The sequence below is a fragment of the Gottfriedia acidiceleris genome (assembly GCF_036421055.1).
Lineage (GTDB): Bacteria > Bacillota > Bacilli > Bacillales > Bacillaceae_G > Gottfriedia > Gottfriedia acidiceleris_C.
On the sequence record NZ_JAZGQS010000014.1, the window covers coordinates 41,381 to 54,877 of the forward strand.

At 34.7% G+C, this 13,497-nt stretch carries 7 protein-coding genes; all 7 read left to right on the plus strand.

The window, feature by feature from the left end; genetic code table 11:
* The first annotated feature begins 20 nt into the window (after nt 1-20).
* The 7 genes from RAH41_RS18575 to RAH41_RS18605 all read left to right on the plus strand — a co-directional run bounded on the left by RAH41_RS18575 (nt 21) and on the right by RAH41_RS18605 (nt 13,485).
* Complete coding sequence (locus RAH41_RS18575; RefSeq protein ID WP_331224617.1) at nt 21-7,361, plus strand: Ig-like domain-containing protein; 7,341 nt, start codon at nt 21-23, stop codon at nt 7,359-7,361.
* A 385-nt stretch (nt 7,362-7,746) separates the two neighbouring features.
* The gene (locus RAH41_RS18580) at nt 7,747-8,340 is read left to right on the plus strand and encodes a TerD family protein (protein WP_331224618.1); all 594 of its coding nucleotides are present in this window, start codon (nt 7,747-7,749) and stop codon (nt 8,338-8,340) included.
* Nucleotides 8,341-8,374: 34 nt separating this feature from the next.
* The gene (locus RAH41_RS18585; RefSeq protein ID WP_331224619.1) at nt 8,375-8,953 is read left to right on the plus strand and encodes a TerD family protein; all 579 of its coding nucleotides are present in this window, start codon (nt 8,375-8,377) and stop codon (nt 8,951-8,953) included.
* 199 nt (nt 8,954-9,152) lie between these two features.
* On the plus strand, nt 9,153-9,359 hold the full coding sequence (locus RAH41_RS18590; protein WP_025671239.1) for a helix-turn-helix domain-containing protein: 207 nt from the start codon (nt 9,153-9,155) through the stop codon (nt 9,357-9,359).
* A gap of 23 nt (nt 9,360-9,382) precedes the next feature.
* Nucleotides 9,383-11,002: a YceG family protein gene (locus RAH41_RS18595; protein ID WP_331224620.1), complete on the plus strand. Its 1,620-nt coding sequence runs from the start codon at nt 9,383-9,385 to the stop codon at nt 11,000-11,002.
* Between the two features lie 80 nt (nt 11,003-11,082).
* Nucleotides 11,083-12,102: a toxic anion resistance protein gene (locus tag RAH41_RS18600; protein WP_419471629.1), complete on the plus strand. Its 1,020-nt coding sequence runs from the start codon at nt 11,083-11,085 to the stop codon at nt 12,100-12,102.
* A 387-nt stretch (nt 12,103-12,489) separates the two neighbouring features.
* Nucleotides 12,490-13,485 carry an iron-siderophore ABC transporter substrate-binding protein gene (locus RAH41_RS18605; RefSeq protein WP_331224623.1) on the plus strand — a complete coding sequence of 332 codons (996 nt, stop codon included), beginning with the start codon at nt 12,490-12,492 and terminating at the stop codon, nt 13,483-13,485.
* Nucleotides 13,486-13,497: the final 12 nt, after the last annotated feature.

Here is a 13,497-nt window from a genome sequence, read left to right on the forward strand (position 1 = left end):
ATTAAAGTGGGGAAATTTTCATGCACAAAATAATGCATAAGTACAAAAGGTATTTTGGTCTTTTTGCAACGATACTATTGCTATTATCAACAGTTAGTCCACAAATGGCTAAAGCAGCCACTACAACTACTTTAGCGAAATGGGATTTTAGCAATGGACAAGTAACCATACCATCTGCTGGAATACCTGAAAATATGAATCGAAATATAACAACAACTGGTTCTAAGGTTTATGGTTATAATGCCGGCCCTTCTGGAAATACAGTTATTAACGCTAATACGTGGTCTAATAATAATTCATATTGGGAAGTTTCATTATCAACAAAAAACTACGAAAATATAACTCTTTCATCTAAACAATATAGTTCTTCAACGGGGCCAAAAGATTTCAAACTTCAATATAGTTTGGATGAAAATACATGGACTGATGTAACTAATGGTGCTGTTTCAATTGGAAATGCTACATGGGCAAGTGGGGGACAGCTAAATAATGTAGCGTTGCCAAGTGAGGTAAACGATAAGAACTTAGTTTATTTAAGATGGATCGTCAATTCAACATTAGCTGCAAAAAATGACGGTACTAATTTTAGTACTACAACAGGTACAAGTCGTATTGCTGATATTGTTATTAATGGTGAGGCAAGTGGATCTCCAACTTTAGAAAAAACCACTGCACCAGACACAACAAAAATCAATTATTCTACTAATTCAACTGTAACTGGAAATGCTGGAGCAGTCGCAAGTAATTCCAATGTAAAGGTTTATAATGATATTAATAAACTAGTTGGTACGGCTATAGCTTCTGCGGATGGTGCTTTTACCGCTACAGTTACCAATTCACAATCGGTTGTATATGTTACTGCACAAGAAAATGGAAAAGCTGAGAGTGATAAAGTTTCAGTAAATTTCACAGGTTCTGTCGTTCAGAAAACAGCCCCTCCAATCGCATCAAAAATTACTTTTAATTCGTATACGAATGTATCAGGTACTGCAGGAGCAGTTGCTGGTAATGCAATCGTAAATCTATATTTCGATGACAACACAATAGTAGCAACTACAACAGCTGCAGCAGATGGTTCGTTTAACGTAACGTTTGCAAATCCCGGGTCGAAATCAGTAGTTAATCTAGTTGCTCAAGAAGCAGAAAAGAATCCTAGTGATCGAACTGCCGTAAACTATACGGGTCCAACTGAAAACCCAAAAGGCATTTCACCAGGTGACGTAGTATTTAGCCAAATCTATGTAAATGGTGGTAATGGGGGAGCATTCTATAAAACAAAGTTTTTTGAACTTTACAATAATACAGATAAAGATATAAATTTAACAGGCTGGTCTATTGCTTATACTTCAGCATCAACAATGAATTTTGGGGCAGGACAAGCTTTATCAGGCATTATTAAAGCGCATAGTTACTTCTTAGTAGCAGGTAGTACAGGTGCGACAGGACAAGCACTTCCTGTGATTCCAGACAGTACGACTACTTTAAACCCAAGTGGATCAACTGGTGGGGCATTAGTACTTGCAAAGAAAACGACAGCTGTTACAGGAGTAGATGACCCAGACGCAATTGACTTACTTGCGTATACAAATGGTACAGCAGTTTATAAAAACCCTTTATATTGGGGAAGTCCAATTTCAGACTCTACAATTGGTGGGGGTACAATTCAACGTAAAACAAATATCGGCACAGACCCACGTTCAGCATATGGACTTGGAAATGGCTGGTTTACAAAAGATCCTTCAAAAGATTTCGTCCTAAATAAACCATCAAGTGCGAACTATGCTGATGAAATGGTCGTACACAACTCAAAATTTATGCTTTCTCCAGATGGATCTAAAATTACTCTTATAAAATCTAATGGTACATCTACCGTTACAGGGCAAGCTGGATCAGTACCTGCTTCATCTACTGTGAAAGCCTATTTTGAGAGTGAAGGTAAATTAACTAATGGGCAACAAATAACTGCAGAAGCTGATGGTTCTTTTACATTAAGCTTTACAGATCCTAGTGATCAGACATCTATCTACTTAACAGAAACTGATTCTACGCAACCAACCTCAAAGGAAAGTTACTATACGAGAGTAGATGTTGCTGGTAAAGATAAATCAGTTACTTCAATTAACGAATTAAGAAAAAATGATGAAATAGGATTTCCAATCAACAATGGTTACTCAACTACAATTGAAGGAGTAGCAACTACAGATAATCAGCCTAATGGCGATATAGGTACAAATTTCTTTATTCAAGATCAATCAGGTGCAATCAATGTTATTAATCATATGAATCCTGCTACTACGATTCAAGCAGGTAATAAATATAGCATTGATGGACGAGTAGTATTTACAGCGGGAATGACTCAGTTTGTTCCAACGGCGATTCGCTTTGTTGGAAACGATCACTTACCGGCAACTACTAATATTACGATCGGTGATCTAAATGAGGCAACTGAAGGTAAACTTGTTTCATTTACAGGAAAAGTAACAAATGTTCCTACAGAAGGTCCGAACTATGATATTACAGTAAGTGACGAATCTGGTGAAAAATTAGCAATCGTCCGTATTCGAGGAACTTTAGGTACTATTGAACAAGGTCAGACTTATACCTTTACAGGTATTGTCAACCAATATAAGAAAGCCGCACCTTTTACGAGTGGATATCTACTTTTACCAAGAAATGCAAGTGATGTAAAAGGTCAATTAGTTTTGAATCATACTCCTATTACAAAAGCTTATACGGGAATGGATGCTGCTTTTAGTGCCGTTGCAAAGAACGCAGATTCAGTTACGCTTTATTATAAAGGAGAAAACGAGACTTCTTATCATTCAGTAATCATGGACACTGCAGACCATATTAATTACAATGGGAAAATTTTAGAAGCAGATGTTCCAAAAGGAAAATTCTACTATTATATTGAAGCGGAAAATGCAGAAGGCAAACAAGCTGTAGGTAGTTCTTCAAAACCATTAGAAGTGAATGTAGTAGATGATCAAGATGGTCCTAAGTTTTTTAATGAGTTACCTGCAAATGGTGATAAAACTGATTCAAGACATCCTGAAATCGTTGTAAAAATGGATGATCCAAGTGGAATCAATCTTTCGTCAGCAACTATTTCAATCGATGGTCAAGATAAAACTTCAAATGCAACAATTACTGATACAGAAATTAAATTAAATCTTACAACTGCTAATGAATTAACTGAAGGTGAGCATACAATAACAGTGTCTGCAAAGGATAAATTAAATAATCCTTCTACTTTTACATGGAAATTCACAGTTACAGAAAGATTTACTGGTGGAAATCATTACCGTGGAACGACACATAACCATACGAATATTTCACATGATGCAGCAGGTACTCCTGAAGAAGCATTAAAAGCTGCTGAAAAGTATCATTATGATTTCTTTGCATTCTCAGACCACTCTCACGATATTGATTCAGACCTTGTTAATAAAGACACTGTCGATCATAAAGGTTTTAAAGAGAGAACTGGTGGTGCAAATTGGCAGTTAACAAAGGATTTAGCAAAACAATATACGAAAGATGGTCAATTCGTAGTTTTCCCTGCGTTTGAAATGACATCAACAACATGGGGTCACTCAAATGTATTCGGAACTGAAAATTTCATTGATCGCGTTGTAGATGGTGGTGCTTATCAAAATTTACAAAAGTATTATGGATGGGTATTAACATATGACAATATCGTTGCTCAATTTAACCATCCAAAAATGTCTGCAAATGCATTTGATAACTTCATCCCTTATAACAAAAATTTAGACAAGCTATTTACAATGCTTGAAGTAGGGAATGGATCAGGAAAATACTCTTATGCGAACGCAGAAGATAGCTACTATGGTGCGCTTGATATCGGCTGGCATGTTGCACCAACTTATGGTGAAGATAACCATGATGCAACATGGGGTCAAACCAAAAAACGTACTGTAATCGTAGCAAAAGATTTAAGTCAAGATGCTCTACTTGATGCAATGAAAAACAGACGTGTTTATATGTCAGAGGATCCAAACTTTTCGTTAGATGTATCTGCAAGTGGCTTTTATATGGGATCAACAGTGGATACTGATACGTTAGATTTTAATATTTCAGGTAAAGACCCAGTTTTAGAACAGGCTAGTGATCCTGATTATAGCTATATTAAAACTGCTTCTAACGATGCAATTGTAAAAGTAGAATTAATTACAAATCATGGAACTGTAGTAGATAAATATGTTCCGACAAACGATTCAACTTCATTTAATTGGAAACCAAGCTTTACTGTAGTTGGTGGACAACAATGGTTCGTTGTTAAAGTTACACAAAAAGATGGCGACCAAATTTACTCTTCACCAATTTGGTCACAACAAAAAGACTTAGCAGTAAAAGTAAGTGATGTTACGACAAAAGATGGCGCGATTATTGGTGGACTTTCAGCTAATTTAACCGCGGGAATAAGTAACCAAGGATCTTTAGATGTTAAACAAATCACTGCTCATTTCTATTATGATAGCATTGATGCAAATCATTTTATTGCGGATGCTTCAATCGATTCGCTTCCATCAAATTCATCAGCAAGTGCTAGTGTTACATGGACGGATCCAGTTCCGGGTACACATAAGGTTATTGTTGTTTTATCGGCAGCTGATGGACATGATCTCGGTAATAACAAATACGAGCAAGCATTTACAATTAAAGCTCCATTAAACAAAGTTGTAATGATTGATGGCTCTCACAATAATGAGAACTCGAAACAAGACACTGGCACATATAAAGATAACTTTAAATTATTTACAACGTTAATGAAGCAACAAGGCTATACTGTAGCAGAAAATTCTTCTACGCTTACAGAGCAAGTATTAAAGAATGTTAGTGTATTAGTAATTACACATCCAGCTACAGCATATTCTGCTAGTGAAATTTCTGATATTAATAATTTCGTGAAAAATGGCGGTTCTTTATTAACGACAGAAAAGAGTAACTTTGGTGCTACAAATCAAAACATAAATAGCATTTTATCTGGTGTAGGATCAAGTATTTTAGTGAACAATGATGGGGTTTTTGATGAAACACATGACGGTAACTTCTGGGGAACACCACTGACTGCTAATTATGCAGTTAGATTACACCCAACACCAAATAAAAAAACAACATTAACAGATTTTGTTCCAACGATTGAGTATTATAGTGGATCAAGTCTGGCTAAAAATGATGGTTCGGGCAATAAAGTGCCATTAACTGACAGTGATACTGTTAGAGTTCTAGTTCAAGGGAATGAGTCTACATTCCAAGATACATCTACTATCAAATCAGATACTGTGAAATATAATGTTCAGACATCTAATGGGAAAAATGGTCCTGCATTAGATCAAGTTACTGGTGGCTCTAGTATTCCGATTATTGCTTCTGAACAAGTTGGTAATGGTAGAGTATTCGTTTCAGGTATGAATATCTTTAATGATAAACAAATGGATCAAACATATAATCCAAAAGGAAATGACCCGTTTGCAGTAAATGTTGTAAACTGGTTAGCTCATCTTGATACCGAAGTAAAGTCAATTGGTGATGCTCGTAAGCTTACAGAAGGAACGAACGCAGTTGTTGAAGGAACTGTTACAGCAACTTCATTCTTTGACGCTGCTTACATTCAAGATGATACTGGTGGAATTATGGCCTTTAATGATGTGCCAGCAGGAAGTTTACAAGTTGGCGATAAGGTGCGTATATATGGTCATATAAAAATATTTGAAAATAACTTCGAATTAGAGTTTGGTAGTTTTACAGAGAGTGTTGTAAAACTAGGTAAAGGAACGCCAATCGAAGCAAAGGTTGTTAGTACAAAGGATTCAAATAATGAAGAGAATCAAGGCCAATTAATTAAAGTAACTGGTAAAGTTGTTTCTAAGTATGACGATAATTCCTATGTGATTAATGATGGTTCAGGACCAACATTAGTATTTACAGATGGTTATGTTGTGAATCAAAGCGGACCTGTACCAGACCTGAATATTGGGGATACGTTAGAAGCAACAGGTCTAGCAGGTAAATTCTCAGAAGGAAATCGTATACGAGTAAGGGATACGAAAGAATTAGTTGGAACTCATACTGCTGCTCCAAAAGCTCCAGTAGTGAATGCTATTTCAGATCAAGATGAGAAAATTACTGGTACATCTGAAGTGGGAGCAAAAGTAATTGCAAAAGTAAATGGTAATGAAATTGCTAATGCAATAGCAGATAATACTGGAAACTTTGAAATGAAGATTACAAAACAAGTAGCTGGTACGAAAATTGTAATAACGGCACTTGACTCAGCAAATAATGAAAGTGACGGAGTAGAAGTAATTGTAAGTGATAAAACTGCGCCAAGCGCGCCTGTTGTAAATGAAGTACAGGATAATAGTACTTATGTAACAGGAAAAGCAGAGCCCGGATCAACAATCACAGTTTCAAAGGGCATCGTAATTTTAGGCCAAGCAGTAACAAATCAAGATGGAAACTTCATTGTTTTAATAGATTCAAAGCAAAGTGCAGGTACAATATTATCAGTTGTTTCAACAGACAATGCAGGTAATAATAGTTCAATGACTGAGGTAATTGTAGTAGATAAAACTACACCGATTGCCCCTGTCGTAAATGAAGTACAAGATAATAGTATTTATGTAACAGGAAAAGCAGAGCCCGGATCAACAATCACAGTTTCTAGAGGGATTGTCATTTTAGGTCAAGCGGTAACAAATCAAGATGGTGACTTCACTGTTTTATTATCTTCAAAACAAATTGCTGGAACAAAATTATCAGTTGTTTCAACAGACAACGCAGGTAATCATAGTTCAATAACTGAAGTAATTGTAGTAGATAAAACAGCTCCTATGAAACCAGTTGTTAATGTAGTAGGTGATTCTGATACACATGTGACTGGGACGGCCGAAGAAGGATCGACAATTTTCGTTTTTGTTGGAGATAAAACTATTGGTTCAGCAAAGACAAATAATAATGGAAGTTTTGACGTAGTCATTGCAAAACAATTAGCTGGAACAGTATTAAAAATTGTTTCTACTGATTCAGCAGGAAATAGTAGTGCAACAGTTGGAGTAACAGTCCTTGACAAAACACCTCCAACAGCACCAACAGTTAATACGGTAACGAATAAAACAGATGTTATTACAGGAATAGCTGAACCAGGATGCGAGGTAGTTTTTAAGAGTGGTTCTACTAAATTAGGGGAAGTAACTGCTAGTAGTAATGGTAAATTTACTATTACAATTAATTCTCACTTAAAGGCTGGAACAATCTTAACAATAACATCCACGGATAAGAGTGGAAATGTGAGTCCTACGACTACTATAACTGTTGTCAAATTCAATAAAGTTTAATAGAGTAATTTATATTATATTTACGCTTTTAATAGGAAAAGTTAAATTTATTAGTTAAAAAGATAAAGGTAAAATGTACTGAAATAAATTGGGGCTGTCTCATAAGTCGGGTTAACTGACATAGGGCGGCCCCCTTTTAATTGCAAAAGTAACTGATATTCAATATATAAGAACGCTTTTGAGATATCCTCATTTGATCTTGCATTCCATTAAGTTAAATAGACGATCTACCAGGCTACTCAAGGCAAGTTCCGTTATGACAAGAATTTGTAACATATTCCACAAATCACCAAGTTGTTGATAGTATTTCCAAATTTTATATGATAATATGAAACTATAAATCACGCAAACGTGATTAATACATGATAAGGAGTGTTAATAGCATATGGCAATTTCTTTACAAAAAGGTCAAAAAGTCGACCTTACAAAAGGAAGAGCGGGACTTTCCTCTTTAATTGTAGGTTTAGGTTGGGATCCGGTGAAAAAAAGTGGTGGTTTCTTCGGATTTGGTAAACAAGAAAATATTGACTGTGACGCTTCTGTTTTAATGTTAGATGAAAATGACAAGTTAAGAAGTGCAAGTGATGTAATCTATTTTGGAAACAAAAAAAGCTTATGTGGAAGCGTAATACATTCTGGAGATAATCTAACAGGTGATGGCAACGGTGACGATGAGCAAGTATTTGTTAATTTAAATAAGGTTCCATCTTATGTACATAAACTTGTATTTGTTGTAAATATCTATGCTTGTGTACAACGTAAGCAAGATTTCGGTATGATTAAAAACGCATTTATTCGTGTAGTAGACAAGTCTGCAAACGCTGAGTTAGTAAATTACAATATCACTGATAATTATTCAGGATTAACTGCGTTATTCCCTGGTGAGATTTATCGCCATAATGGGGAGTGGAAGTTCTCTGCAGTTGGAGAGGGAACAAAAGATATAGCATTAGATAAAATTGTTCAACGTTTTCAATAAATAATTAACATGATGGAAAAGGAGTGCATTTAAAATGACTGTAAATTTATTAAAAGGACAAAAGGTAGATTTAACGAAAACAAATCCTGGTTTAACGAACATTGTTGTTGGATTAGGTTGGGACACTAATAAATACAGTGGCGGCAATGACTTTGACTTAGACTCATCAGTATTTTTATTAAATGGAGCTAGTAAATGTGCTTCTGAAAAAGATTTCGTATTTTACAACAATACAGTAGGTGGAAATGGATCAGTTGAACACCACGGCGATAACAGAACTGGCGCTGGTGATGGTGACGATGAGCAAGTTACAGTTAATCTAACAAACGTTCCTGCTTCAGTAGAAAGAATCGCTTTTGCTATTACAATTCATGAAGCTGATGCACGTAACCAAAATTTTGGACAAGTCAGCAACTCTTATGTTCGTATTTTAAATGAAACAAATGGTGAAGAATTAATTCGTTATGATCTAGGTGAAGATTTCTCAATTGAAACTTCAGTAGTAGTTGGTGAATTATATCGTCATAACGGCGAATGGAAATTCAATGCGATTGGTAGCGGCTACCAAGGTGGTTTAATTTCACTAGTTAGAGATTATGGTTTAGACGCTTAAGTATACCGAGCAAAAAAAGTATGTTGATAGTCAAAAGGGGAAAGTTATTTCCCCTTTTATTATCGTTTAGTACATCTTTAGAAAATGCTGCGCCAATATGATAAGGAAGAACAAGTTTCTAAAGATGTCCTAGATTGTAATTAAGATTAAACTGTTTCCTAATGTAATGTTGCATTATTTGAAAGTTCGGGGTGGGATTTTGAATAAACAAAGTAATACAATAAATTTAAATGATCCAAGTTTACTTAGTTCACGTCAAGCGTGTCAAGAATGGGGAATCAATGACTCAACATTACGGAAACGAATAAATGATTTTCCAGACGGTACGATTCGTAAATTTGGTTCCTCTTGGGTAGTAACTCGTGAAGGGATGTTAGCAGTTTTCGGACAACCTAAAATGAAATAATGACATCGGAAAGGAGTATCTATATGTCTGCGATCAACCCAAAAGCAATGGATATTAATCAACATGAGTGGTTGAGTATCTTGAAACAACCTTCTAAGTTAAGACAATCTTATCAAGTAGAAGGAGAAACCATACAGTTTAATCAAATTGCATGGCGGATTTTAGGAACAAACATTGATGAAGATGAGTATTTTGAAAACTTATATGAACTAGTCCACGACGAGTCTTTAAATGTCATTCTATTAAGCGAAGAATTAAACAAGACAATTTCGAATGATATGTTACAAGCAGTTCAAAGAATAGTAACAATAAACACTGCTGAAAATGGATTGTCAGTGAACAGACTAATTGCATTCCTTGAAGGTGAGCGATTAATTCCAAAGCATGAAAATCAGAACATACATAGACATATTCGAGAGCAACTTAAATCTGCATTATCTAGCTTTAAAGATTTACATAAAAATGGATTCCTTGATAGTAATTTTAGAAGGATCATAGTTGATCTCGTGAAATGGTTACATAACCATGTAGATAAATGGATTGAGAGTTTTCCTACTAGTTCTCCACTTATCTTATGGTATGGTGACACAACATTAAGTGAATGTTATTTCCTTTACTTACTAATCCTTTTAGGTTTTGATGTTGCGATATTTCACCCTGAAGGAAAAGACTTATTATCTCATTTATTAGGCAGCAAGAGCGACGGAATTAAAATATTACCTTCAACGACATCTTTAGTACCTTTTCCACTCGAAAAGCCAGTTAGGAAAAGTACAGTTGCCCATAGAGCAACAAAGGAAATTGAGAAATTATTGCATACTGAGGATTCATTATTATTTAAACCATGGCAATTTAGAAATTATGCTCCAAGATCAATTACGTTGAAAACAACCTTTGATGAACTATTCATTTTACATAAAGAAAGAGCAATGTTACGTCCTAATTTCCAAGTAAAAGACAATAATGTTGAAATACCGGTGTTCTTTATGAAGATTTTAGGTGTGACGAAAAACCACCGTGAATATTGGGAAAAGATTGGCCAACTAACTGAAAGCAATTTAACACTAAAAATAGATAAATTTCCATTTACCCAATTAGTTAAAGGAAACCAACAATATCATTATCAAAATGCTTTAGGGCGTGATGGGCTACTTGACCCCGATAAAATGGTGGCTAGTAATTGGTGGAGATATAAAGAACTTCCAAGCGGACTACAGTTTGGTCTAGCTTCTGCTATATCTAGATATGTTGACCGAGCAAATATTAAATCATTACCAAATGAAACAAAGGCTCAGACACAACTATTTTTATTTAGACAATCTATGAATATACCAAATGAAATATTAAGATTACTACAACAGTTTGATTATACACAACAAGTTCCAAAATTAATTATTTATAATACAGAAAGAGATGGTGAACTTAATAGAAACGACGCAGCACTACTGCTATTATTAAATGAATTTGGAGTGGATCTAGTTTTACTTAATCCGACGGGTCAGAATGATATCGAATTATTCGTAGACGACAAATTATTCGATTCCCATTGGCTAGATGAAGTTACTTTTGATACTGAATTTCAAGTGTTGCGAGCATCAGGACAGTCACTAATTAAAAATCTATTTAGAAAAATAGTTAAATAAAAGGGGAACTTAAAATGTCTATAAATACACTTACTAGTATAGAAAAGCAAGATGAAATTTTACAAGCGAATGCAAATGATATGAAATTGCAATTAAGAAATGAACCTGAAGTACACCGTTTAGCAAGTTCAATAGATCATAAAAATCAAATCGCTTTATTGGAGTATGGGAAAGAACCAGCAACTGAAATTTCAACCTTCTCAGGTAAAATATTAAATACAATTAAGGCTTCAAGTATGGAAGAGTCTAGCGTCCTATTAAAACAATTAGGGAAAATTATGGATCGCTTTGATGCGAAAGATTTTGCAGAAGAAAAAGGGTTTCTTTCAAAAATTTTTAATCGTGGTCAAAAGTTAATTGATAAATTATTTGATAAATATCAATCAATGGGAACTGAAATTGATAAAGTCTATGTAGAAATTACAAAGTATGAACACGAAATGAAAACATCGACAAATACATTAGAACAGCTTTACGAGCAAAACGTAGCATATTATATGGATTTAGAAAAATATATTGTGGCTGCAGAAATGAAAGTAGAAGAGTTAAAAACACAGCTTCCTGCTTTAACTGAAAGAGCTGGATCAGGTAATCAACTAGCTATGATGGAGTTAGATTCTTTAAAAAACGCGATTGAGTTACTTGAACAACGTACTTACGATTTAGAAATGGCAAAACAAGTTGCGTATCAATCAGCTCCGCAAATTCGTTTATTACAGCGTGGAAATACGAAACTGATCGGTAAAATTAACTCAGCATTTTTAACTACAATTCCAATTTTTAAAACTGCATTAATTAATGCAATAGCAGCTAAGAGACAAAATTTAGTAGCCCAATCAATGAATGAATTAGATAAGAGAACTAACGAATTATTATTACGTAATGCTAATACAATTTCACAGCAAAGTGTGGATATTGCTAGATTATCAGGATCTCCTAGCATTAAGATCGAGACGATGGAAGAAACTTGGAATATCATTATGAAAGGTATGGAAGAAACGAAAGCGATTGAAGAAGAAAATAAAATTCAACGCGAACAAGGTAAGTTGCGTTTAGAGCAGCTGCAGGAAAACTTCATTAAACTTAAACAAGGAAAGTAATGTTATTAAGGGCTTATTTATTCGTTTTTTAAAGTCAGTGGCCATAAGCTACTGACTTTTGTTTTTATTCGTTTTTATAGAACAGCTCTTAACTATTTACGTAAATTAAATATTGTTTCTTCTATAGATAATAGGGAAGCACTTTAGCAAAGTTTCATTCTTTTACTTTAAAAAATGTTATTATAATATAATGAAATGGAATGAAAAGTTAATGCTAAAGTACATAGCGTTGTTAGTGGTACTCAATGAGATGGTTAAAGTTGGTAAATGAATAATTCTGAAAGTTCTGTAACAATGGTGGAAATTTATTGACATTAAATGTTGCTTTAGTATAATTAATAATTGAAAATGATTATCAACTTCAATGTTAATTAAGGAGAGAACGAAATGATTAACAAATTTAGAATGCCTAAATTTCTTGGGATTGTCATGTCTTTATTTTTATTGATTGGTCTAGTTGGCTGTTCATCAGATTCAAGTAAAAAGTCTGGTAAAAAGTCTTCAAATGAATCTGCTGTCACAGTTGAGACTAAATTTGGCAAAGTGGAGATTAAAGGGCATCCAAAACGTGTTGTTGCATTAGGTTGGGGAGATGCAGAGACAGCACTAAGTCTTGGAGTTGAACCGATTGGTGCAAGTGATTGGCTTGCTTTTGGTGGTGACGGTGTAGGACCTTGGTTAAAAGGTGCATATAAAAAGTCACCAACTATTCTTGGTACAATGGAACTTGATTATGAGAAAATTGCTTCTCTTAAACCAGATTTAATTCTTGATGTAAAATCTTCGGGTGATGAAGAACGATACAAACGCCTTTCAGAGATCGCTCCAACGGTTGGGGTTCCTAAGGGTGGAGATAATTATTTAACGACTACTACAGACCAGGTGCGAATGATTGCACAAGCCCTTGGTAAAGTAGATAAAGGCGAAGAACTACTTAAGGATGTAGATGTGGCATTTGATAAAGCGGCTAAGGCAAATCCTGAATTTGCAGGTAAAACGGTTGCAGTTGGTGCTTACGATTCTTCAGGTTTTGGTGCATACGTAAAAGGCGATTCTCGTGTTGATTTTGTAACGCGACTTGGATTCAAAAACAAGGAAGAGATTGAAAAATTAGCTAAAGGAAATTTCTTTATTAAAGTTGCTGACGAAAAGTTAGACCTTTTAAATGCTGATCTTACGATTGTTTTACCTATTTTTGTTGATCCTAAAGAGATTACAAATAATAAACTTTATCAGAAGATTCCTTCTGTAGCTGATGGAAGATCAATTATTCTTGATACAAATTCATCAAACGCATTCTCAACAGGAACGGTTCCAGCATTATTATGGGCAATCGATAATTTACCACAACAATTTAAAAAAGCATTAGAAGGCGGGGAGTAATACAGTGACAGC